Genomic DNA, 21,622 nt, shown 5'->3' on the forward strand with positions numbered 1-21,622 from the left:
TGCATAAATATGACGAGACGTTTGCCCGTCCAGAAAGCTTCCAGCGGACTTCCAACTTAGCGAGAAAGAATACGCAGGTCAACTATAGGCCTAAGGGGGTTTCTTATGGGATTTATCGCGGTCAATTAATTGATATTTAATATGTTATGGCAAGTTTTGAGCTTGCGCAGGGGAGTGGTGAACCCCGGAGAAATGTGAGCTGTCTCACTATAGTGCAATGCCTGAATCTCTGCACCATGCTAGTGCGGGTGTGAATGTCGGAGTTTTATTCTAATAAGTTAATCTTTTTCGTTGTTTATAACTATTTTTCATCGCTTTGTCATATTGACGTGAACGGTTGCGCGAGAATAAGAAAAATTCATCTCGGCCTGAGTGATTTTATTTGCATTTATAATGAATAGTTATGCCTGGTGAAGCCTTGCGGGGAAAGCGTTGATCTCTGTCATCGCGGGAAAAGCCGTTTCTTATTAGCATCACGGGCTTTGAGCACAGAGATCTCCAAGATTATGCAGTTGCCGCAATTAGTCAATATGTTTGGCGCAGATCTCCAGCGCCGCTATGGTGAAAAGATCCATAAACTCACGCTGCACGGCGGTTTCAGTTGTCCGAACCGCGATGGCACTCTGGGGCGCGGTGGTTGTACCTTCTGCAATGTGGCCTCTTTCGTCGATGAACAGATGCAGCAGCAAAGTATCGCCGAACAGTTGGCGTTGCAGGCGGTCAGGGTCAACCGCGCGAAGCGTTATCTGGCTTACTTTCAGGCCTACACCAGTACTTATGCAGAAGTGAGCCTGCTGGCACAGATGTATCAGCAGGCTTTGGCGCAGGCCGACATGGTTGGCATCTGCGTTGGGACTCGCCCAGACTGCGTACCGCCCGCGGCGCTTGATCTGCTGGCGGGCTACCTTGAGCAGGGGTATGAGGTGTGGCTGGAACTGGGGCTACAGACGGCGCACGATAAAACTCTGAAACGTATCAATCGCGGCCATGATTTCTCCTGTTATCAACACACCGCCCGGCTGGCACGTGAACGCGGGCTGAAGGTGTGCAGCCACCTGATTGTCGGGTTGCCGGGGGAAACGGCCGCCGACCATCTGGCGACCCTGAAGCAAGTGGTGGACAGCGGTGTGGACGGCATCAAGCTGCACCCGCTGCATATCGTGACCGGCAGCACCCTGGCGCGGGCCTGGCAGGCTGGGCGATTGCCAGAACTGTCGCTCGAGCACTATGCCGCCAGCGCCGGTGAGATGATCCGCCATACGCCGAAAGAGGTGATATATCACCGTATCTCCGCCAGCGCGCGCCAGCCGACGCTGTTGGCACCATTGTGGTGCGAAAACCGTTGGAACGGCATGCAGGCGGTGGGGGGCTATCTGCAACAGCATGGCGGGCAGGGCAGTGCATTGACAGAAAAGCAGCAATACCGTCCTTGCGCACTGTTTTGATTTGCAATCTTTCCCACACTTCGGCGTTTGCTTTCTTATCTCATCGGGGTTTTACGGTATGATTTACAAGATTCTGTCTGATGGGAGCGGCTATGAAGCAAATCCGGGTGTTAGCCCAGTACTACGTTGATTTAATGGTAAAACTGGGGCTGGTACGCTTTTCGCTGCTGCTGGCATCGGCACTGGTGGTGCTGGCAATGGTGGTGCAGATGGCGGTCACCATGCTGCTGCGCGGAGAGGTAGAAAGCATCGACGTGGTGCGTTCAATCTTCTTCGGCCTGCTGATTACGCCATGGGCGGTCTACTTTCTGTCGGTGGTGGTCGAACAGCTTGAGGAGTCACGCCAGCGCCTGACGCGGCTGGTGGATAAGCTGGAAGAGATGCGCCACCGCGACCTGGAGCTTAACCAGCAGTTGAAGGACAATATCAGCCAACTGAATCAGGAAATTGCCGACCGTATCAAGGCGGAAGAAGAGCGTCAGCAGGTGATGGACAAGCTGACGGGAGAGATGGAGCAGCGTGAACTGGCGCAGATTGAACTGGGTCAGCAGTCGGCGCTGTTGCGTTCCTTCCTCGATGCTTCGCCGGATCTGGTCTATTACCGCAACGAAGACAAAGAGTTCTCCGGCTGTAACCGGGCGATGGAACTGCTGACCGGCAAAAGCGAAAAACAGCTGATCGGCCTGACGCCATTTGACGTCTACGGTCAGGAAATCGCCGAGAAGGTGATCGAAACCGACGAGAAAGTGTTCCGTCACAACGTCTCACTGACCTATGAACAGTGGCTGGTTTACCCGGATGGGCGCAAGGCCTGTTTTGAGCTGCGCAAGGTGCCGTTTTACGACCGCGTGGGCAAACGCCACGGCCTGATGGGCTTTGGTCGCGATATAACCGAGCGTAAGCGCTACCAGGACGCGCTGGAGAATGCCAGCAGGGACAAGACCACCTTCATCTCAACAATCAGCCACGAGCTTCGTACGCCGCTTAACGGCATCGTCGGCCTGAGTCGCATTCTGCTCGATACCGAATTAAACGACGAACAGCTGAAGTATCTCAAAACCATCCATGTCAGCGCCATCACGCTGGGTAATATCTTCAATGACATTATTGAGATGGATAAGCTCGAGCGTCGTAAAGTGCAGCTCGACAATCAACCGGTGGACTTCACTGGCTTCCTGGCCGATCTGGAAAATCTCTCTGGCCTGTTGGTACAGCCGAAAGGGCTGCAGTTTGTGATGGAGCCGCAACAACCGCTGCCGCAACAAATCATTGCCGACGGCACCCGCCTGCGACAAATCCTGTGGAACCTGATCGGCAACGCGGTGAAGTTTACCCCGCAGGGGCGAATTGTGGTGCGTGTGCGGCGTGAAGAGCAGGATCGGCTGGTGTTTGAAGTGGAAGACTCCGGCATGGGCATTCCGCAGGATGAACAGGACAAAATCTTCGCCATGTATTATCAGGTGAAGGATCAGCACGGCGGCCGTCCGGCGACCGGTACGGGCATTGGGCTGGCGGTTTCCAAGCGTCTGGCGCAGAGCATGGGCGGTGATATCACTGTCAGCAGCGCACAGGGGCACGGTTCTTGCTTTACCTTATCCATCAAGGCACCGGCGGTACAGGAAGCGGAAAGTGAGACCGCAGTCGAAGAGGCGCAGCCATTGCCGGCGCTGCACATCCTGCTGGTGGAAGATATTGAGCTGAACGTGATTGTGGCGCGTTCGGTGCTGGAGAAGCTGGGCAACAGCGTTGAAGTGGCGATGAACGGCCAGGATGCGCTGGCGATGTTCGATCCGGACGAGTTCGATCTGGTGCTGCTGGACATCCAGTTGCCGGACATGACCGGGCTGGATATCGCCCGGATACTGCGTGAACGCTATACCGGGCAGGCGCTGCCGCCGTTGGTTGCACTGACCGCCAACGTGCTGAAAGACAAAAAAGAGTACCTCGACGCGGGAATGGACGATGTGCTGAGCAAGCCGTTGTCCGTACCGGCGCTGACCAAGGTGATAAAACATTACTGGGATCATCAACCCTCTCACACCACAAAGAAAACGGAGCAAAAGACGATGAAGATTAATGAGTCTTTACTGGATACCACCATGCTGGAACAGTACATGGACCTGGTGGGGCCGCAGTTGATTCATCAGAGCCTGGAGATGTTTGAGCAGATGATGCCGGGTTATCTGGCGGTGCTGGATTCCAATATGACGGCACGCGACCAGAAGGGCATCACCGAAGAGGGGCACAAAATCAAAGGTGCTGCCGGCTCGGTTGGCCTGCGTCATTTACAACAGATTGCACAGCAAATTCAAACCCCGACGTTGCCGGCATGGTGGGATAACGTGCAGGATTGGGTTGATGAGTTGAAGCAAGAGTGGCGCAACGATGTGCAGGTACTGCGTGAGTGGGTAGCGGAAGCTGAAAAAAAATGACCCCGACCTAGGCCGGGGTGCGCGAATATTGCGCCAACACCAGGGAAATTGTGAACCTGCGTATTGGTTTTAATGTTCTGGTCGAGCAGGTTGTAGAGAATTCCTAAACATCATACAGCCAACAACATAGCAAATGTAAGCGCTCTTGTTAGAAGATTCATTAAAATGTGTGATGTAGATTAGTGTTTGTCAACTCAGAGCACTTACCAGTTGACAGTATCGACAGGAGGAAGGGTGATGAAAAACGTTGGCGTAGTGCTGAGCGGCTGTGGGGTTTATGACGGTACGGAGATCCATGAGGTCGTCCTGACGCTGCTGGCGTTGGACCGGGCAGGGGCGCAGGCGGTATGCTTTGCCCCTGATAAGCCTCAACTTCATGTTATTAATCATTTATCCGGCGATGAGGTGCCAGAGTTTCGCAATGTTCTGGTGGAGTCTGCGCGCATTGCCAGAGGGAAAGTCCAGCCGCTTTCGCAGGCCGACGCCAGCCAACTGGATGCCTTGATCGTCCCCGGTGGTTTTGGCGCGGCAAAGAACCTCAGCAGTTTCGCCAGTGAAGGGGCGGAATGCTGGATTGATAAGGATTTGGCTAAGTTAACGCAGCAAATGCATAAGGCAAATAAACCAATTGGTTTCATGTGTATTGCCCCCGCGTTGCTACCAAAACTGTTGGATCAACAAGTGCGGCTGACCATTGGCAACGATCCCGACCTGGGTGAAGTGATTGATGCCATGGGCGGTGAGCCGGTGATTTGTCCGGTTGATGACATTGTGGTGGATGCTGAGAACAAAGTGGTGACCACGCCGGCCTATATGCTGGCGAAATCGATCGGTGAGGCAGCCAGCGGAATTGATAAGCTGGTTTCACGGGTGCTGGATTTGACTGAATGAGAAAATCTGCGAGCAAATCGATTTTTTCCCGGCCCTGGTTTTGGCTGAAACGCGGATTAATTACGTTGGTCGGCGTGTGGCTACTGGGGATCGTCGCCTTTGCTTTTCTGCCCGTGCCTTTTTCTGCGGTGATGGTTGAACGACAGCTTGGTGCCTGGCTGAGTGGCGATTTTGGTTATGTGGCACATTCCGACTGGGTGTCGATTGACGATATTTCCCCGCAGATGGCGTTGGCGGTGATGGCCGCGGAGGATCAGAAATTCCCGGAGCACTGGGGTTTTGACGTGGCGGCGATCGAAAAGGCGCTCAGTCACAATGAGCGTAGGCCCACGCGCATTCGTGGCGCCTCTACGCTGTCCCAGCAAACGGCAAAGAACCTGTTCCTGTGGGATGGCCGCAGTTGGCTGCGCAAGGGACTGGAGGCCGGGCTGACATCGGGGATTGAGCTAGTGTGGACCAAGCGACGGATCTTGACGGTATACCTGAATATCGTCGAATTCGGCGACGGTGTTTTCGGCGTGGAGGAAGCGTCACAGCGCTTTTTCAATAAACCGGCCAAGCGTCTGACCGCGTCAGAAGCTGCATTACTGGCAGCGGTATTACCTAACCCGCACCGCTTCAAGGCCAATGCGCCTTCCGGTTACGTGGTACAACGGCAGCAGTGGATCATGCGTCAAATGCGTCAGTTGGGCGGGGAAGGGTTTCTGAAAGAACATAATCTGGATTGAGTGAGATTTTTCCCCTCTCCCGTGGGAGAGGGGATTGAGCACTTGCTATTTCACGTAGGTAAAGGCGGTGGTGACATGTTTCACTCCGCCCACCTGGCTGGCTGTCTGAGCCGCAGATTGTGCTTCCTGTTGCGTGACCAGACCCAGCAGGAACACTTCACCATTTTCGGTGGTGACTTTCACATTGGACGACTTCACTGCATCGCTGGTGAGCAATTGCGAACGGACCTTGGTGGTGATCCAGGTGTCGGAAGACGCGGTGCTCAGACTGACCGGCGTCCCCTGACGGACCTCGTTGTACACTTCGGTAGTGCCTTCAACACCCATCGCGATCTGCTTGGCGCGGGCGGCCAGATCGGTATTTGGCGCCTGGCCGGTCAGCAGCACTTTACCCTGATAGGCGGTCGCAACCACCCGGGCATCTTTCTTCAACTGCTGATCTTTGCTCAGGGCGTTTTCAACCCGGGCTTCCAGTGTGCCATCGTCTACCTGAGTGCCCACGCTGCGTGGGTCAGTGGCGGTTTTGGTGGCAACGGCAGCGCTGCCAACGACAACGCCTGCAATACAGCCTTGTAACAGCAGGGCGCTGGACAGCACTGCAAATGTGGCTTTCAGCTTCATCTCAGTTCCTTATTCGTCCTGGTGGGGAAACAACGTACTATCTATCAGGTCGCATAGGCAATTTACGGTAAGCATATGCATTTCCTGAATGCGTGCACTGCGGTGTGATGGGATGCGGATCTCGACATCCTGTTGACCGAGTAAGCCGGCCAGTTCACCGCCGTCGTAACCGGTCAACGCGACAATCGTCATGTCGCGCGTTACCGCGGCTTCGACCGCTTTCACAATATCACGGCTGTTGCCGCGGGTGGAAATTGCCAGCAACACGTCGCCGGCATGGCCGAGCGCGCGCACTTGTTTGGCGTAGACTTCGTCGTGCAGCCGATCGTTGGTGATCGCCGTCAGCACCACGTTATCGGCATTTAGCGCAATGGCCGGCAAGCTTGGGCGCTCGGTTTCAAAGCGGTTGATCATGCTGGCGGCGAAATGCTGCGCGTTGGCTGCCGAGGTGCCGTTGCCGCAGCACAGAATTTTATTACCGTTAAGTAAGGATTGAACCAGCGTCATCGCGGCACGCGAGATGGCGTCGGGCAAGGCCTCCGCCGCCGCAATTTGGGTTTGGATGCTTTCGGTAAAACAGGCTTTAATTCTATCCAGCACGTTGTATTAATCCACTAAGTCAAAGGGCCGGTCTGCACCGGTAAACCACGATTAATCCGCATTGAAGGCGTTGGGTATCCATTCTAACTGGCTACCTGTGATGGCCAAAACATCAAAACGGCAAGACGATGTGTCAAAACTGGCTCCGCGTCCCGCCAGCCAAACGGCGGCGGCATGCAGCAACTTCTGCTGCTTGCGATAAGTGACGCTGGCGGCCGCACCGCCAAAAGCATCGCTGCGGCGGTAGCGGACTTCAACGAACACCCAGGTTTGACCATCGCGCATGATGAGATCGAGCTCACCACCGCGCAGCGCCACATTGGCAGCGCAGAAGGTGAGCCCGGCGCGTTCCAGATAGTGGCGGGCCTGTAACTCATAGCCCGCCCCTATGGCGCGTTGACTCAAGAGACCGGAACGACCATGCCCTGACGGTATTGCAGCCAAGGCAGTTTTCTGTTGATCACACAGCCCGGTGCGGCGGTGAGCATGCCAGTCGTGCCGGAGACCTGGAAACCGGGTAACTGACGCATTTCAGCAAAGTGGTTGGACAATGTCCAGGCATCCATCCCCATTGCGTACAGACGCACCAGCGAATAATCGTTGCGGAACTGGCTGCTTGCCTGCTGTAACAACTGAGGGTTAGCACCGGCCAACAACGGAATATCACTGAACTGCAAGCCTTCCATTTCCAGACGGAAGTCCGGACCGGCCCCGGCCTGGTAGCTGCGTGAGCTGGCGTACATTGCTGGCTTGCTGCGTGAGTTGGTGGCCATGTCGATCATCGGTTTGATCAGCGTCAACTGGGACTGGGTTGCGACGATATAGACCGAGTCTACGCTGCCGCCGTTGGTTGCAGGCGTATCGCTTGGCGGTGCCGGAATGGTCAGCCCGGCAATGGTCACGGCCTGCGGTGCCGGTGCGGCGGAGATTGGCGACCCGGACATGCGAATACCACCGCTGTTGACCATCTGGCGCAGTTCACTGGCGGAGCCAATGTTCTGCTGCAGCACGGTCTGTCCGCCCAGGCTCTGCCACTCCTGGTTAAAGGCTTTGGCAACGCGGTCGCCGAAGGCACCGCGAGGGATCAGCAACAGCGGCTGCCGTTTCTGTTGTTCCCAAATGTGGCGGGCGGCGTCACGTGCTTCATTTTCCGGTGAAAGCGCGAAGTAACAGATGTTCGGGTTATCTTTCGGCATTTCCGGCTGATTGAGCGCCAGCACGTTCAGCGTGGTAGTACTGCTGGCAAGTTGATCGACGTTTTCTTTCAGCAACGGGCCGACCACCAGGGTTGCGCCATCCTGCTGTGCCTGCGTCAGCAACGCGGCCAGCGGTTGGCTGGAGGTATCATACACTTTAATCTGTGCGTTAGCGGCCTGCGGCGGAGTAATCGGCGCAGTAGAAGGTGCAGCAGGCTGGGCAGCCGTCACCGGGACAGCATCCGGCGCCGAGGTGCTGACTGCACCGTTGGCGTTCTGGTCTGCTGACGCGGGATCTGCGCTCTGCACTGGCGCGCTGTCAGGCTGTGATTGCTGTTGCTGCACCGGGGCCAAAGGGGTCACACCGTTCTTGGCTGCTTCAAAGCCTTTTTGGATCGCATCGGCAAACACTTTTGCCTGGCCATTTAGCGGCAGCAGCAGTGCGATTTTTGAAGTGGAGGCCTGGGTGAAGTTCAGCACCTGGTTCAACTGGGCCGGTAGTGTTTTCGCCGCCGGGTTCTGTGGATAGCGGTTTTGCCAGTCTTTAATCCCAGCCTTCAGCAGATCGGGATCCTGCTTGTTGTCCTGATAGACACGCAGCAGATCCAGCCAGCCCTGCAATACATTTTCATTAGCGTTGATCACCAGGCTGTTCATGTCCTGCGTCGTCAGTTGCAGCAGCGACTGCCAGGTTTGGTCCAGGTTGGTTTGATGTGCCTTGCCGGTCAGCAACGGCTCTTGCGCAATGTAAGCGCGGATCAGCGGCAGGGAGGGTTTACCCTGATTGGCGGCGATCTGCGCCTGATAGAAACGTACCAACTGGTTGGCCGACAGTGAGCCGGTATCCAGATGCCCCAGCGTACTGCGAGCGCTAACGTAGCTTTTGTTTGCCACCTGCAGTTCTGCGGTCAGCAGCTGGCTTTCCACCTGCTGCACGCTGCTGAGGTTTTTCGGCAGTTGGTTCAGTTGTTCACTGGCCTGCGGCAGTTTCCCTTCACGTAACAACGCGCGAATAGCAAGTAATTGCCAGTCAGCCTTGTTATCATTGCTGCTTTGCTGCAGCTGCTGCAGATAGTAATCGGAACTGGCGCTCGCTTCGTCCTGTATATTGGCGGGCGGCGTCTGCGGGGCCTGACTCGGACAGCCTGCAAGGAAAAGGGCTGCTGCGATCACTGCGGTAAGTCGGACAGGCTTTGAACGCCCTGCTTTGGTACGAACGAATGTTGAGGAAAGCATACTGTATCCAGTGATGTTTTTTTCAAGATGCTCAATATTAAATCGGCAACCCGGATGAAACAATGAATCAACACCAACAATCAGTCATTTCTGCATCAACGCTGTATGTGGTGCCCACCCCAATCGGCAATTTAGGGGATATTACCCACCGTGCGTTAGAGGTACTGAAAAGCGTTGATCTGATTGCGGCCGAAGACACGCGCCATACCGGGTTGCTGTTGCAACACTTTGCGATTAGCGCGCGGTTGTTTGCGCTGCATGACCATAACGAACAACAAAAGGCCGATCAACTGCTGGCGAAATTACAGGAAGGCCAGAGCATAGCGCTGGTTTCCGATGCCGGTACGCCTTTGATCAACGATCCCGGTTATCACTTGGTACGCCGCTGCCGCGAAGCCGGCATCCGCGTGGTGCCCCTGCCGGGCGCCTGTGCGGCAACCACGGCACTCTGTGCCGCAGGTCTGGCTTCTGACCGCTTCTGCTACGAAGGGTTCCTGCCGGCGAAAACCAAGGGCCGTAAGGATACGCTGATGGCGCTGGCAGAGGAACCGCGTACGTTGATTTTCTACGAATCAACCCACCGTTTGCTGGAAAGTTTGCAGGACATGGTCACCGTGTGGGGGCCGCAACGTTATGTGGTACTGGCGCGTGAGCTGACCAAAACCTGGGAATCGATCACCGGCGCGCCGGTTGGCGAACTGCTGGCCTGGGTGCAGGAAGATGAAGTCCGTCGTCGTGGCGAAATGGTGTTGATCGTCGAAGGTCATAAGGCGCAGGATGATGCATTGCCGCTGGAAGCGCTGCGGACCCTGGCGTTGCTGCAAAAAGAGCTGCCGTTGAAAAAGGCGGCGGCGCTGGCGGCGGAGATCCACGGCGTGAAGAAAAATGCGTTGTATAAATACGCGTTAGAGCAACAAGAACAGTAAAGCGGTTGACCTGCCGTGAGCGCGACGCTACTATCCGCGCCGGAGTTGACCAGACAGTCGCCGCTTCATTGCCGTCCCTTTCGGGGGAGACAGATGGAGGGGAGGAAAGTCCGGGCTCCATAGGGCAGGGTGCCAGGTAACGCCTGGGAGGCGCAAGCCTACGACTAGTGCAACAGAGAGCAAACCGCCGATGGCCCGCGCAAGCGGGATCAGGTAAGGGTGAAAGGGTGCGGTAAGAGCGCACCGCGCGACTGGCAACAGTTCGTGGCACGGTAAACTCCACCCGGAGCAAGGCCAAATAGGGGTTCACATGGTACGGCCCGTACTGAACCCGGGTAGGCTGCTTGAGCCAGTGAGCGATTGCTGGCCTAGAGGAATGACTGTCCACGACAGAACCCGGCTTACCGGTCAACTCCCTCTATAAAGAAAACCCCGCGTAACGCAAGTTACGCGGGGTTTTTTCCTTTCTGGATCCGACTTACACCGGCAAATCGATCAGCAGTGCACGCAGCGGCGTTTCGGCACGGAGAGTCAGGCGGTTTTCCTCGTGGATAAACGCCCCATCACCGCAGGTCAGGCGTTGGTTGTCGTTACGCTCGCCATGGGCATCAATAGTGCCGTGGATCGACTGCAGGTAAGCACGGGGTCCGTTCAGCGCCAGCGTCTGCTGTTCACCCGGCTGTAAATCCAGGTGGTGGATCCACACCTGTTGGCGCAATTGCAGGCTGTCCTGTGCTCCGTCTGGGGAAGCCAACAGCGTCACGCCAGCCTGTGGCAGCATCAGGCGCTGTACCCGCTCGTTGCTGCGCTCCGGGCAGGCATCCAGCCACAGTTGCAGACGGGTCAGCGGCGTATCACTGCTGATGTTCTGCTCGCTGTAGCTCAGTCCTGGCTGGGTCGCCATAAGCAAGGCTTCACCGGCCCTGGCGTTCACCGTATTACCTTCGCTGTCGCGGTATTCCGCTTTACCCTGCAGGATCAAATTCAGGATATCTACGCTGGGATAGGTGCGTGGCTGGAATGAAGCGCCTGGCGCCAGCACCTCCTGATTTAACACCCGCAGTGAGGCGTAGCCCATCAGCTTGGGATCGAAGTAGTGTCCAAAAGAAAAGGTGTAGCGAGCCTGCAGCCAACCAAAGTCAGCTTGCCCGCATTGTTGTGCTGTTCTGCATGTAATCATGGCAATCGGCTCTCTAAATTCATTATCTAGATGGTAAGCATCTGGACGCCGGATTGTTAGCCAGTTAATCTGGTCGGCATATTCAAATTTCCTGACAGAGAGATTCGATGGCCAGAGATCGGGCGTTAACGCTTGAAGCGTTAAGGGTTATGGATGCGATCGACCGACGTGGCAGCTTCGCTGCGGCAGCCGATGAGCTGGGGCGTGTGCCTTCGGCACTCAGCTACACCATGCAAAAATTGGAAGAAGAATTGGACGTGGTGCTGTTCGACCGCTCCGGTCACCGCACCAAGTTCACCAACGTCGGGCGTATGTTGCTGGAGCGTGGGCGGGTCCTGCTGGAAGCGGCAGACAAGTTGACCACCGACGCCGAAGCGCTGGCGCGCGGCTGGGAAACGCACCTGACTATCGTCAGCGAGGCACTGTCACCCCCGAGCAAACTGTTCCCATTGGTCGATAAGCTGGCGCTGAAGGCCAATACCCAGGTGTCGATCTTCACTGAGGTGCTGGCCGGCGCCTGGGAAAGGCTGGAGCAGGGGCGTGCCGATATTGTTATCGCTCCTGATATGCATTTCCGCGCGTCATCCGAAATTAACACCCGCAAGCTGTACAAGGTGATGAGCGTGTATGTGGCCGCGCCGAACCACCCCATCCATCTGGAGCCGGAGCCGTTGTCTGAGGTGACACGCGTGAAGTACCGCGGTATTGCGGTAGCGGATACTGCACGTGAGCGTCCAGTGTTAACCGTGCAATTGTTGGATAAACAGCAGCGTCTGACGGTCAGCACCATTGAGGACAAACGCCTGGCTTTGCTGGCTGGGTTGGGTGTGGCGACCATGCCTTACCCGATGGTCGAGAAAGACATAGAAGAAGGGCGCTTACGCGTGGTGGGGCCGGAATACAGCCGCGAAGTCGATATCATCATGGCCTGGCGGCGTGACAGCATGGGGGAGGCGAAAGCCTGGTTCCTGCGTGAAATCCCACGGCTGTTCGCCCAACTGGAACGGCAGTAAAACGCCCCCTCGCGGCTAAGCAAGGGGGGGGGTTAAGCAAAACGTCGGTCGCGGCCATGCGGCTCGTCCAGATCCTGCGCCGGCCCAATGGAAATAATGCCGTGCGGATTGATGGTGGCGTGGCTGCGGTAATAGTGATTGCGGATATGCGGCAGGCTGACCGTTTCGGCAATGCCCGGCATCTGGTAGATGTCACGCAGGAAGCCGTACAGGTTGAGATAATCGCTGATACGGTGTTTGTCGCATTTAAAGTGGGTGACATACACCGGATCGAAGCGTATCAGCGTGGTCCACAGGCGCAGATCGGCCTCAGTCAGGCGATCGCCGGTCAGGTAACGCTGTTGCCCCAGGATCTGCTCCAGTCGTGCCAGCGCGTCAAATACCCCGTTCACCGCTTCATCATAGGCTTCCTGGCTGGTGGCAAAACCGGCTTTATAGACGCCATTATTCACCTGGTCGTAAATCCATCCGTTCAGTTCATCAATTTTTTCGCGCAGCTCGGCGGGGTAATAGCCTCCGGCGCGGGCGCCAACACCATCAAATGCGCTGTTGAACATGCGGATGATATCGGCGGATTCATTGCTGACGATGGTCTGTTGCTGTTTGTCCCACAGTACCGGCACAGTTACGCGGCCGGTGTAGTGTGGGTCGGCGCGCAGGTAAAGCTGATAGAGAAAGTCTGAGTGGTACAGGCTGTCGCCGGTGGCTTCAGGGAAGTCGTTGCCGAAGGTCCAGCCATTTTCCAGCATCAGCGGATGCACCACGGAAACCGGAATGAGTGACTCCAGCCCTTTCAATTTGCGCATCAGCAGGGTGCGATGTGCCCAGGGGCAGGCGAGTGAAACGTAAAGGTGATAACGATCTTTCTCCGCTTTAAAACCTCCGATGCCGTGTTCGCCCGGTTGACCGTCTGTGGTAACCCAATTGCGAAACTGAGAGGTTGAGCGCTTGAAACGACCTCCGGTGGATGAGGTGTCATACCAGATGTCTTGCCAAACGCCATCGACGAGTTGTCCCATGGGAATCTCCTTCGTGTCCGAGTGAAAAAGCAAAAGGGCCCGACATGCGGGCCCCTGAGTCGGTATTAAAATCTTACCACTTTTTGTTCAGAATACGGTCGATGCTGAAACCGCCTGGGCCAGCAACGGCCAGTACGATGAAGCCGCCGGCGATGGTCAGGTTCTTCATGAACATCAGCTGGTTTACGCCTTCCGCAAAGTTAGTATGGAACAGTAATGCGGTCAGGATGGTAAAACCGGCGGTGAACAGTGCCACGGTACGGGTCAGGAAACCGAACAGAATTGCCAGACCGCCACCAAATTCCAGCAGGATGGTCAGTGGCAGCAAGAAGCCAGGTACGCCCATCGATTGCATGTACTGTTGGGTTCCGGCATATGCATCACCCATTTTGCCGTAGCCCGCTACGATAAACAGGATTGGCATCAGAATACGAGCAACCAGCAAACCTGTATCTTCTAATTTTTTCATCATCAACTCCAAAGTGATTTTTGTTTGCCAGTCTTGGCGTTTGTCATGTTAGTGGGTGGTATGCCGGGTCTCTGACCCTGTCCTGCCCGTTTCATCTTGATGGAGTGAATGTTAATCGGGAAGCGTGCGCTTTGTTAGCAAGTAAAACTGTCGTATTTTTTCAAAAAAACTGAATCTTTAGCCTGCTAACAAATCGTGGGGAATCAGAAAGTTGCCCAGCCTTTACCGACAGAAACGTAAAGTCTCTGTGAAAAGGGGGGCAAAACATCGGAAGTATTGATGGAATTGCGGAAAGCTACTTGCTGGAAAAAGTTTTCTGGATCAAGCGGATAGTACCAAAGGCACCAAAAGCACGGCGTGACCAGCGAATCAACTTGCTGGGATGGCGGACGCCATATAACGCCATTACGCTGGAGCCCACTACCAGGTATTTACGCAGGCCGAAAATGGTTTGCCAACCGCGATCGATACGCTCGGTCTTTTCCAGCCACAGGGTTTTGTTTTCGGCGAGATCCAGCCTTTGCTGCTGGATCTTGCGAATGAGCTTCTCTTTTCTCCATTCCAGATAGCGGCGGCGATTCATTTTTCACCTTCCAATTCGGAACGGTCGATCTCCAACTGCTTGCGCGTGGCACCCAGCAGCGTGGAGCGGCGGGCCTTGACCAGTGTCCAGATAGCGCCAACCACGGCCAGGAACAACAGCACCCCGGTAGTCGCGCCTAACGCCATCAGACGATAGATAGGGTCGATAGCCCAGAAAATCAGGATCAGCAGACTCATCAGGCCAAATGCGGTGAACAACAGGGTCATACCGGCCATAATCAGTAACTGGATGAGGTTGGCTTTCTCCTCTTCCAGCTCGACCACGGCCAGCCGAACCCGGGTTTCCACCATACCGACCAGAATGGTGATGATGCGCTGGGCGACATCCAGGACCCCTTTAGCGGGGCCCTGTGCACGAACTTGCGGTTGTTCTGCCATATTAGCGGCGCGCTAACAGAACGCCCAGCACTACGCCGACCGCAGCGCCGATACCGATACCAGTCCACGGATTATCACGAACGTACTCATCCGCCTGGCCGGCGATTTGTTTGGTCTGGGAGGCAATTTTGTCGCCGGCATCGCTCAGGCGTACGCGGGTATCTTTCAACGCGCTTTCGGCCTTGGAACGCAGCTTTTCCAGTTCAGCTTTTGGCTTATCGGTGGAAGAGTTCAACACTTCTTCCAGCGTATCGGCTAAGGATTTAAGTTCAGCGCGTAAGTTTTCTGCATTTGAATCATGGGCCATGTGATTATTCCTTAACGTTAACTTCGACAGACTTTCAACATAGCGGATTTTTTCGCCGGAGCAAAGGGCTGATGGGTAGCTGATATCACCAAGCATCCATTTTATAGGCAATAAAAATCCCGTGTGGCGTGGCTCTCAGCGTTAAATCCGCTGGTGTAAAAAAATTATTCCGCCTGGGCCTGTTTCAGCTCGGCTTGAGCTTCAGTCAGCTTTTTCTGCTTCTTGGCCACTTTTTCCAGGTTACCGGTCTGCTGGGCTTCTTTCAGCTCCTGCTGACGCTCGGTGACCTTGCTTTGTTTTTCATCGATTTTTTTCTGACGATCGGCCTGCAGGCTGGCTGGGGTGCAATGGGTCTGCACTTCGCTCAAGGCCGTTTTCAGCCCGGCTACACGCTGAGTATTGCCGTGCTGGGTGGCGTAATCGATCTGCTTTTGAATTTCTTGTGCCTTGGTCACACAGCCGTTTTCTGCTGCGAACGACAGAGCCGGTAAGGCGAATAATGGGAGAGCCAGTAAAATGGCTGGGCGTAATTTCATACTATCAGTTCCTTATTAATGGGATGCATTGGCACGCATCCTCTGTTCCTGACTGCCAATAGGGCAGTGCGACAGGAGTCTTAAGCGGCTGACTGACGCTAACCTTCAGCATAGTCATGGAAAGCGCAGACCCCCAAAGAATCCGCCTAAGTTCGGTGGTGATTGATGGTTAATTGAACAGATAGGCCGGATGAAAGGAAAACCCTTCATTTGAAGGGGTATTATCCCAGATTGAGTGGGGAGCGTGCAAATTCACGCACCCAATGGGTAGGAACAGGGGATTCGCTCAGGGCGATAATGTAGCCCGGCGGCAAAATGTTTTGCAGCGCTTCGCGCGCCAGCAACTGTTGCTCCGGCGAGTCCAGCCGGATCACCAGGCCATCACCTTCCGGGGTGATACTTTTGATGCGAATACCGCGTTGGTCCAGTCGCTGATAGACATAAAAGCCGTCGGGTAGCGAAAGGCCTTGCTGGCCAGCACGGATGCGCAGTTCGCTTTCAGTACGCACCATGCAGGGCACTAGCAGCGTGGCGAGCGCCAGTAAGGCTAGCGCAATCAGCAACAGGTACTGCCAGCGCGGGCGCCTGGTCATCACGCCCCTTTCCCCTGGCTGTCGGCGCGTTTCTTGCGCCACAGTACGATCAATGAACCCACCAGCCCGACCACCAGCAATACCAATGGCAGCAGCATCAGGCAGAACATCAGTTGGTCTTCATACTTGCGGAACACCGGCGTTTTGCCCAGGGCAAAGCCCAGCGAGGTCAGGATCACCACCCACAGCAGACCGCTCATCCAGTTAAAGAACTGGAAACGCGCATTGCTCAGGCCGGAAAGACCGGCAATGGTTGGCAACAGGGTGCGGACAAACGCCAGGAAACGGCCAACCAGCAGGGCGGAAAGCCCGTGACGGTGGAACAACTGGTGGGCACGCTGATGATAATGAGCCGGCAGATGGGATAGCCAGCCCTGCACGGTTCGGGTATTGCCGAGCCACTTGCCCTGTATGTAACTGACCCAGCATCCCAGACTGGCGGCGACGGTCAGGATAAAAATGGTAAGCGGGAAATTCATGGTGCCTTTGGCGATCAGCACGCCAACCAGGATCAGCAAACTGTCACCCGGCAGAAACGCCGCAGGCAACAGGCCATTTTCCAGGAACAGGATCAAAAACAGCAGGGCGTAGAGAGTCCAGACCAGCGAAGGATTCGCCAGCGTCTCAAAATCCTGCTGCCATAAGGCATGTAACAGTTCTTTAATGATGTCCATCCGGTGTTCCTAAAACGTCATTGTTTGTTTTTGTCTCAGCGGCGGATCGGGAGTAGGCGAAGAGCGCGTGGGCGATCCTGGCTGCTGATAATGATGAAACGGCGTTGCTTTTAGTGGGTTCTAATCGGTGCGACACCGGTCAAGAGTGATACGTCAGCGTGCCACGATAAAGCATATTACTTTCTTTCCAGCCGCCCAGCCTGTTTTGCTGCTGCGGGGTATGCAGCGTCCAGTTGACCTGGGCAAGCCGGTTTGGCGCAGGTGATTTCTGACGCGGGAGTCGAGTGTTGTGGCCCAACTCAGTGGCTAACGAATAAACCGGCAGCAGTTGGGTGGGGACGGGTAGCGAACCGGGGTAAGAATGTACCCGCGGCAGCAGCAGCGGCATTTTACCTGGCGCTTTACGTCGCAATTCTGCCGGTGACCGGTAAACCGGGTCCTCTGGGGAAAACACCGGTTCAGCTAGCGATGGCTGGCTGTTCAGTGCGGTGGGAATGGCTTTGGAAGACGCCGCGCATAGCTTTTGGCCGGAGACCGAACCGGTCCAGCAAAAAAGAGCAATAAGCATGGCAAACAACCAGCGCATGTATTCGCGTCCCGCCCCGTAGCAGAGGGTAAAAAAGTGGCTCAACTTTACCAAAATAGCACGATTGGCAACAGGGAAATCTACGTTGCCAGCGGTGAAATACTACACGGCAAACCGCCGTTCAGGCATCGATTCAGCGGATTTTACAATACCTGACATAACACTACGGTTTTTGACTGCCTGAGCTATTTATTTTCTGCGGTCACGTTGTCCAAATGAACCACCGGGTTATCGGCAAACAGATAGCGGTCAGCGTTGTATTCAAAATCGTCACTGGTGGCGTTGAACAGCATTTGCTTGGTATTTTCCAGGTGCTGCCACATGGCCAGTTTGGCGGCATAAGGATCTTTGCGTATCAATGCCTTGAGGATCTGATCGTGATCGTCACACCAACTGGCGATGGAGCGGTCGTCGATATGCTCATGCAGCTTGATCCAATAAGGGTTATTCACGCGCTGCACCCACATTTTTTCCACGATGGTGGCCATTGCGGTGTTCTGGGTGGCTAGCGCGACTTGCACGTGGAATTTCAAATCCCACTGCGAATCGCGGAAGCGATCTTCCTTGCGTGCCTGTTCCTGGATCTCCATCAACTGAACGATGTCTTGTTTGGTCACCTGGGTGGCGGCGAACTCGGCAATGTTGCTTTCAATCAGTTGGCGCGCCTGTAGCAGTTCGAATGGCCCGGCGGTGGCAAACTCAATGCTGTCACCCGGTATCACCAGGTTTTTCTGCTGGTTGGACATCACATGGATCCCGGAGCCTTTGCGCACGTCAACATAGCCTTCCACTTCCAGCATGATGATAGCCTCCCGCACCACGGTACGGCTGACGTTCATCTCTTCGGCAATATAGCGTTCGGCCGGCAGTTTATCGCCCACCGGGTACCGACCGCTTTCAATACGCTGCTTAAGCTCGGCGGCCAGTTGCTGATACAGGCGTCTGGTTTCAGTGAATTCCATAGTGAATACTCTTAGGGTAGGGAGGGTCGTGTGACCATGGATTTGTTATACCACTTATCTGGCAGAGCTACCAGTGGACGCGGGGGAACGCCCGGCACAGCGGCCGGGCGGTGGGGTTAACTGCGTGCCGGGGCCGGCTGCAGCGGGTCTTCCTGCGGCTCGGAGGCCGGTCGATTTTGCAGAATGGTCCAGATAGCGATGGCGCCGAGGATATCGAATACCGACAGTGCAGCGAATAACGGGCTGAAGCCCAGGGTATCGGCTAATGCACCGACCACCAGGGCAAACATGGTGCTGGCGGTCCAGGCGGCCATGCCGGTCAGGCCGTTGGCGGTGGCCACTTCATTGCGACCAAATACGTCAGAAGACAGGGTAATCAGCGCGCCAGACAGAGCCTGATGGGCAAAGCCACCAACGCACAGCAGCGCGATAGCCGCATAAGGGCTGGTGAACAGGCCGATCATACCGGGGCCAATCATCAATACCGCCCCCATAGTGACCACCAACTTGCGTGACACGATCAGGTTCACCTTGAAGTGTTTCTGGAAAAATGGTGGCAGGTAGCCGCCAACGATGCAGCCGAGATCGGCGAACAGCATCGGCATCCAGGCGAACATGGCGATCTCTTTCAGGTTAAAGCCGTAGGCTTTGAACATGAATAACGGGATCCAGGCATTGAAGGTGCCCCAGGCAGGCTCTGCCAGAAAGCGCGGCAGTGCGATGCCCCAGAACTGGCGGTTGCGCACAATCTGCCAGGCGGACATTTTCTTGGCGTTGTCGGTTTGGTGTTGGGCTTCCTGGCCTTCGAGAATGTAATCGCGTTCCTCATTGCTGAGTTTTTTCTGGTCTTTCGGGTGCTTATAGAAGATCAGCCAGCAGATGGCCCAAATCAGGCTCAGTACGCCGGTGATGATAAACGCCATTTCCCAACTGTGTGCCACGATGGCCCAGACCACCAGCGGTGGGGCGAGCATGCCGCCGATCGACGAGCCCACGTTGAAGTAGCCCACGGCGATCGAACGCTCTTTGGCCGGGAACCACTCGCTGCTGGCTTTCAACCCTGCGGGGATCATCGCTGCCTCCGCCATACCCACGGCGCCGCGTGCCAGTGCCAGTCCGCCCCAACTGTTGGCGAGTGCGGTACCCATACAAAACAGCGCCCACAGAATGGCGAACATGGCGTAACCCACTTTGGTACCCAGTACGTCCAGCACGTATCCCGCCACCGGTTGCATCAGGGTGTAGCAGGCAGAATACGCCGCGACAATATATGAGTACTGCTGCGTGGTGATATGTAAGGTCCCTTCCAGCGTCGGTGCTGCAACGGCTATCGCATTACGAGTCAGGTAACCCAGCACGGTGCCGATGGTCACCAGCCCGATCATGTACCAGCGTAACCCTTTAATTTTACGCATCCAAAATATCTCCCAGTCTTCAATAGGTGGCGCCGAGATGGCGGCAGCGTTTTAGGGGCTCCCCCTTTTCGTTGTTCTGCGCCGGCCTGTTCGTCACCGACGTATTCCCGCCGCATGAACGACTGGGTGGCGAGACAATAACTTGTCATACAGATTTAAAAGTTGAGTGATATCACAAAAGCCGTTTTTCAATTGGGCAATACTGTTTGCTGGATAATTATGCGATTCAGGCGGCTTTTTGCCGTAAAACTGCCGGTTAACGGCCTTTTATGGACGATGGCGCCAAGGCAGAGGGTGATATTTTGCTGGACGCCCAGTAAAATTGGTGTGATAACTTTGTCGCGTTGGACAGAGTGTCGAACGGCAAGCAAGGTGAGGAGCCAGATATGGCGACGTTTTTAAACGAAGATTTCCTGTTGGGCAGTGAGTTTGCCCGGCGTTTGTATCATGACTATGCAGCAGACCAACCGATCTTTGACTATCACTGCCATTTACCGCCGGACCAGATCGCCGAGAACACCCGCTTCAAAAATTTATATGAAATCTGGCTAAAGGGCGATCACTACAAATGGCGGGCAATGCGCACCAACGGTGTGGCTGAGCGACTCTGTACCGGTGATGCCAGCGATCGTGAAAAGTTTGACGCCTGGGCTGCCACCGTGCCGCACACCCTGGGTAACCCACTTTACCACTGGACCCATCTGGAGCTGCGTCGCCCGTTCGGTATTACCGGCATGTTGCTTTCCCCGACGACGGCGGACGATATCTGGCAGCGCGGCAACGCCTTGCTGGCGCAGGAGGATTTCAGAGCGCGTGGCATCATGCAGCAAATGAATGTGAAGATGGTCGGCACTACCGACGATCCGATCGACGATTTACGCCACCATAAAGCGATTGCGGCCGACAGCAGCTTCGACATCAAGGTGTTGCCAAGCTGGCGGCCGGACAAGGCGTTCAATATTGATGCGCCGGGTTTCAATGATTACCTGCAAAAACTGGAAGCGGCAGCGGATATCAATATTGGCCGCTTTAGTGCGCTGTGTGACGCGTTGAAAAAACGTATGGATCATTTTTCCGCTCATGGCTGCAAGGTGGCTGACCATGCGCTGGACGTGGTGGTGTATGGCGAAGCGGACGAAAGTACATTAGACGCTATTTTAACGGCACGCCTGAGCGGCAAGCTGCTTACCTCGGAGCAGAGTGCTCAGTTCAAAAGCGCGGTGCTGTTGTTCCTGGCCGCCGAATATCAGCGTCGCGAATGGGTGCAGCAGTATCACATTGGTGCGCTGCGCAATAACAACAGCCGCATGCTGGCCAACGTGGGCCCGGATATTGGCTTCGATTCTATTAACGACCGGCCCTTGGCGGAGCCGCTTTCTCGCCTGCTGGATGCCCAGGCACGCCAGGGCGGGTTACCGAAAACCATTCTGTATTGCCTTAATCCGCGCGACAACGAAGTGATCGGCACCATGGTTGGCAACTTCCAGGGGGAAGGCACGCCGGGCAAGATGCAGTTTGGCTCTGGCTGGTGGTTCAACGATCAAAAAGACGGGATGCAGCGGCAGATGACGCAGTTGGCACAGTTGGGCCTGCTGAGCCGTTTTGTCGGCATGCTGACCGACAGCCGTAGCTTCCTGTCTTATACCCGTCATGAATACTTCCGCCGTATCCTTTGCCAGATGATGGGCCGCTGGGTGGAGGACGGGGAAGTGCCGGCGGATATCACGCTGCTGGGTGAGATGGTGAAAAACATCTGCTTCGACAATGCCAAAAACTATTTCGCCATTGAACTGGCGTAGCCGTTGCCCGAGG

The 21,622-nt window shown here is 55.5% G+C and carries 23 protein-coding genes and 1 other RNA gene; 8 read left to right on the forward strand and 16 right to left on the reverse strand.

Annotation, left to right across the window (positions count from 1 at the left end):
* Positions 1-506: 506 nt before the first annotated feature.
* The 4 genes from mnmL (at position 507) to mtgA (ending at position 5,496) form a co-directional block, all read left to right on the forward strand.
* Positions 507-1,445, forward strand: a complete 939-nt coding sequence (gene mnmL / locus F8R23_RS16680) for a tRNA modification radical SAM protein MnmL/YtqA (RefSeq protein WP_151415854.1) — start codon at positions 507-509, stop codon at positions 1,443-1,445.
* Positions 1,446-1,537: 92 nt separating this feature from the next.
* Entirely contained in the window at positions 1,538-3,877 is a 2,340-nt protein-coding gene (arcB, locus tag F8R23_RS16685; protein ID WP_151415825.1) for an aerobic respiration two-component sensor histidine kinase ArcB, read from the forward strand.
* 237 nt (positions 3,878-4,114) lie between these two features.
* Complete coding sequence (elbB, locus tag F8R23_RS16690) at positions 4,115-4,768, forward strand: isoprenoid biosynthesis glyoxalase ElbB (RefSeq protein WP_151415826.1); 654 nt, start codon at positions 4,115-4,117, stop codon at positions 4,766-4,768.
* Entirely contained in the window at positions 4,765-5,496 is a 732-nt protein-coding gene (mtgA, locus tag F8R23_RS16695) for a monofunctional biosynthetic peptidoglycan transglycosylase (RefSeq protein ID WP_129937251.1), read from the forward strand. The genes elbB and mtgA overlap by 4 nt, the downstream gene beginning before the upstream one ends.
* A 45-nt stretch (positions 5,497-5,541) precedes the next feature.
* Here mtgA and dolP read toward each other — a convergent pair whose 3' ends face one another.
* The 4 genes from dolP to F8R23_RS16715 are packed head-to-tail and all read right to left on the reverse strand — an operon-like array spanning position 5,542 to position 9,149.
* Entirely contained in the window at positions 5,542-6,117 is a 576-nt protein-coding gene (dolP, locus tag F8R23_RS16700; RefSeq protein WP_099062118.1) for a division/outer membrane stress-associated lipid-binding lipoprotein, read from the reverse strand.
* Between the two features lie 9 nt (positions 6,118-6,126).
* Positions 6,127-6,717 (reverse strand): DnaA initiator-associating protein DiaA, encoded by a 591-nt coding sequence (gene diaA, locus F8R23_RS16705; protein WP_004948462.1) that lies wholly within the window; start codon positions 6,715-6,717, stop codon positions 6,127-6,129.
* A 51-nt stretch (positions 6,718-6,768) separates the two neighbouring features.
* Positions 6,769-7,122 (reverse strand): YraN family protein, encoded by a 354-nt coding sequence (locus tag F8R23_RS16710; RefSeq protein ID WP_170925084.1) that lies wholly within the window; start codon positions 7,120-7,122, stop codon positions 6,769-6,771.
* Complete coding sequence (locus tag F8R23_RS16715) at positions 7,119-9,149, reverse strand: penicillin-binding protein activator (protein WP_151415827.1); 2,031 nt, start codon at positions 9,147-9,149, stop codon at positions 7,119-7,121. Before F8R23_RS16715 ends, F8R23_RS16710 begins: the two co-directional genes overlap by 4 nt.
* Positions 9,150-9,211: 62 nt before the next feature.
* Between F8R23_RS16715 and rsmI the strand changes: the two genes are divergently transcribed.
* Entirely contained in the window at positions 9,212-10,075 is an 864-nt protein-coding gene (rsmI, locus tag F8R23_RS16720; RefSeq protein ID WP_085119140.1) for a 16S rRNA (cytidine(1402)-2'-O)-methyltransferase, read from the forward strand.
* Positions 10,076-10,116: 41 nt separating this feature from the next.
* An RNA gene (gene rnpB / locus F8R23_RS16725) (RNase P RNA component class A) lies at positions 10,117-10,495 on the forward strand.
* A 58-nt stretch (positions 10,496-10,553) separates the two neighbouring features.
* Here rnpB and F8R23_RS16730 read toward each other — a convergent pair.
* On the reverse strand, positions 10,554-11,255 hold the full coding sequence (locus F8R23_RS16730) for a pirin family protein (RefSeq protein WP_112347106.1): 702 nt from the start codon (positions 11,253-11,255) through the stop codon (positions 10,554-10,556).
* Positions 11,256-11,362: 107 nt separating this feature from the next.
* Here F8R23_RS16730 and F8R23_RS16735 point away from each other — a divergent pair, with 107 nt between their 5' ends.
* The gene (locus F8R23_RS16735) at positions 11,363-12,268 is read left to right on the forward strand and encodes a LysR family transcriptional regulator (protein ID WP_085119136.1); all 906 of its coding nucleotides are present in this window, start codon (positions 11,363-11,365) and stop codon (positions 12,266-12,268) included.
* A 32-nt stretch (positions 12,269-12,300) separates the two neighbouring features.
* Here F8R23_RS16735 and F8R23_RS16740 read toward each other — a convergent pair whose 3' ends face one another.
* The 11 genes from F8R23_RS16740 to F8R23_RS16790 all read right to left on the reverse strand — a co-directional run bounded on the left by F8R23_RS16740 (position 12,301) and on the right by F8R23_RS16790 (position 19,810).
* Positions 12,301-13,287, reverse strand: coding sequence for a glutathione S-transferase family protein (locus tag F8R23_RS16740; protein WP_151415828.1), 987 nt, complete (start codon positions 13,285-13,287; stop codon positions 12,301-12,303).
* 73 nt (positions 13,288-13,360) lie between these two features.
* On the reverse strand, positions 13,361-13,756 hold the full coding sequence (locus F8R23_RS16745; protein WP_099062123.1) for a DoxX family protein: 396 nt from the start codon (positions 13,754-13,756) through the stop codon (positions 13,361-13,363).
* 295 nt (positions 13,757-14,051) lie between these two features.
* Positions 14,052-14,339, reverse strand: a complete 288-nt coding sequence (locus F8R23_RS16750; protein ID WP_099062124.1) for a YqjK-like family protein — start codon at positions 14,337-14,339, stop codon at positions 14,052-14,054.
* Complete coding sequence (locus F8R23_RS16755; protein ID WP_099062125.1) at positions 14,336-14,737, reverse strand: phage holin family protein; 402 nt, start codon at positions 14,735-14,737, stop codon at positions 14,336-14,338. Before F8R23_RS16755 ends, F8R23_RS16750 begins: the two co-directional genes overlap by 4 nt.
* 1 nt (position 14,738) lies before the next feature.
* Positions 14,739-15,044 carry an ElaB/YgaM/YqjD family protein gene (locus F8R23_RS16760; protein WP_085119129.1) on the reverse strand — a complete coding sequence of 102 codons (306 nt, stop codon included), beginning with the start codon at positions 15,042-15,044 and terminating at the stop codon, positions 14,739-14,741.
* Positions 15,045-15,208: 164 nt separating this feature from the next.
* Positions 15,209-15,580, reverse strand: a complete 372-nt coding sequence (locus F8R23_RS16765) for a DUF1090 domain-containing protein (RefSeq protein ID WP_112347102.1) — start codon at positions 15,578-15,580, stop codon at positions 15,209-15,211.
* A gap of 221 nt (positions 15,581-15,801) precedes the next feature.
* Positions 15,802-16,173, reverse strand: a complete 372-nt coding sequence (gene mzrA / locus F8R23_RS16770; RefSeq protein ID WP_099062127.1) for an EnvZ/OmpR regulon moderator MzrA — start codon at positions 16,171-16,173, stop codon at positions 15,802-15,804.
* The gene (locus tag F8R23_RS16775) at positions 16,173-16,847 is read right to left on the reverse strand and encodes a DedA family protein (RefSeq protein ID WP_085119124.1); all 675 of its coding nucleotides are present in this window, start codon (positions 16,845-16,847) and stop codon (positions 16,173-16,175) included. Before F8R23_RS16775 ends, mzrA begins: the two co-directional genes overlap by 1 nt.
* Before the next feature lie 139 nt (positions 16,848-16,986).
* A complete protein-coding gene (locus tag F8R23_RS16780; RefSeq protein WP_099062128.1) occupies positions 16,987-17,433 on the reverse strand; it encodes a hypothetical protein in 447 nt (148 codons plus the stop codon).
* A 185-nt stretch (positions 17,434-17,618) separates the two neighbouring features.
* Entirely contained in the window at positions 17,619-18,395 is a 777-nt protein-coding gene (gene exuR / locus F8R23_RS16785) for a transcriptional regulator ExuR (RefSeq protein WP_085119120.1), read from the reverse strand.
* A 116-nt stretch (positions 18,396-18,511) separates the two neighbouring features.
* Positions 18,512-19,810: an MFS transporter gene (locus F8R23_RS16790; protein ID WP_129938851.1), complete on the reverse strand. Its 1,299-nt coding sequence runs from the start codon at positions 19,808-19,810 to the stop codon at positions 18,512-18,514.
* A gap of 386 nt (positions 19,811-20,196) precedes the next feature.
* Here F8R23_RS16790 and uxaC point away from each other — a divergent pair, with 386 nt between their 5' ends.
* Complete coding sequence (gene uxaC / locus F8R23_RS16795; protein ID WP_129937256.1) at positions 20,197-21,609, forward strand: glucuronate isomerase; 1,413 nt, start codon at positions 20,197-20,199, stop codon at positions 21,607-21,609.
* The last annotated feature ends 13 nt before the right edge of the window (positions 21,610-21,622 follow it).

It is taken from the genome of Serratia proteamaculans (assembly GCF_008830365.1).
In the GTDB taxonomy this organism is placed as follows: Bacteria; Pseudomonadota; Gammaproteobacteria; order Enterobacterales; family Enterobacteriaceae; genus Serratia; species Serratia proteamaculans.

Excerpts from the sequence above, each read along its gene's own strand:
- F8R23_RS16790 (WP_129938851.1), bottom strand. The coding sequence starts at position 19,810 with ATGCGTAAAATTAAAGGGTTACGCTGGTACATGATCGGGCTGGTGACC.
- F8R23_RS16735 (WP_085119136.1), top strand. The coding sequence starts at position 11,363 with ATGGCCAGAGATCGGGCGTTAACGCTTGAAGCGTTAAGGGTTATGGAT.
- mnmL (WP_151415854.1), top strand. The coding sequence starts at position 507 with ATGCAGTTGCCGCAATTAGTCAATATGTTTGGCGCAGATCTCCAGCGC.
- rsmI (WP_085119140.1), top strand. The coding sequence starts at position 9,212 with ATGAATCAACACCAACAATCAGTCATTTCTGCATCAACGCTGTATGTG.
- F8R23_RS16745 (WP_099062123.1), bottom strand. The coding sequence starts at position 13,756 with ATGAAAAAATTAGAAGATACAGGTTTGCTGGTTGCTCGTATTCTGATG.
- F8R23_RS16755 (WP_099062125.1), bottom strand. The coding sequence starts at position 14,737 with ATGGCAGAACAACCGCAAGTTCGTGCACAGGGCCCCGCTAAAGGGGTC.
- dolP (WP_099062118.1), bottom strand. The coding sequence starts at position 6,117 with ATGAAGCTGAAAGCCACATTTGCAGTGCTGTCCAGCGCCCTGCTGTTA.
- F8R23_RS16715 (WP_151415827.1), bottom strand. The coding sequence starts at position 9,149 with ATGCTTTCCTCAACATTCGTTCGTACCAAAGCAGGGCGTTCAAAGCCT.
- uxaC (WP_129937256.1), top strand. The coding sequence starts at position 20,197 with ATGGCGACGTTTTTAAACGAAGATTTCCTGTTGGGCAGTGAGTTTGCC.
- F8R23_RS16730 (WP_112347106.1), bottom strand. The coding sequence starts at position 11,255 with ATGATTACATGCAGAACAGCACAACAATGCGGGCAAGCTGACTTTGGT.
- F8R23_RS16750 (WP_099062124.1), bottom strand. The coding sequence starts at position 14,339 with ATGAATCGCCGCCGCTATCTGGAATGGAGAAAAGAGAAGCTCATTCGC.
- F8R23_RS16775 (WP_085119124.1), bottom strand. The coding sequence starts at position 16,847 with ATGGACATCATTAAAGAACTGTTACATGCCTTATGGCAGCAGGATTTT.
- F8R23_RS16765 (WP_112347102.1), bottom strand. The coding sequence starts at position 15,580 with ATGAAATTACGCCCAGCCATTTTACTGGCTCTCCCATTATTCGCCTTA.
- mzrA (WP_099062127.1), bottom strand. The coding sequence starts at position 16,173 with ATGACCAGGCGCCCGCGCTGGCAGTACCTGTTGCTGATTGCGCTAGCC.
- exuR (WP_085119120.1), bottom strand. The coding sequence starts at position 18,395 with ATGGAATTCACTGAAACCAGACGCCTGTATCAGCAACTGGCCGCCGAG.
- F8R23_RS16780 (WP_099062128.1), bottom strand. The coding sequence starts at position 17,433 with ATGCGCTGGTTGTTTGCCATGCTTATTGCTCTTTTTTGCTGGACCGGT.
- arcB (WP_151415825.1), top strand. The coding sequence starts at position 1,538 with ATGAAGCAAATCCGGGTGTTAGCCCAGTACTACGTTGATTTAATGGTA.
- F8R23_RS16760 (WP_085119129.1), bottom strand. The coding sequence starts at position 15,044 with ATGGCCCATGATTCAAATGCAGAAAACTTACGCGCTGAACTTAAATCC.
- mtgA (WP_129937251.1), top strand. The coding sequence starts at position 4,765 with ATGAGAAAATCTGCGAGCAAATCGATTTTTTCCCGGCCCTGGTTTTGG.
- F8R23_RS16740 (WP_151415828.1), bottom strand. The coding sequence starts at position 13,287 with ATGGGACAACTCGTCGATGGCGTTTGGCAAGACATCTGGTATGACACC.
- elbB (WP_151415826.1), top strand. The coding sequence starts at position 4,115 with ATGAAAAACGTTGGCGTAGTGCTGAGCGGCTGTGGGGTTTATGACGGT.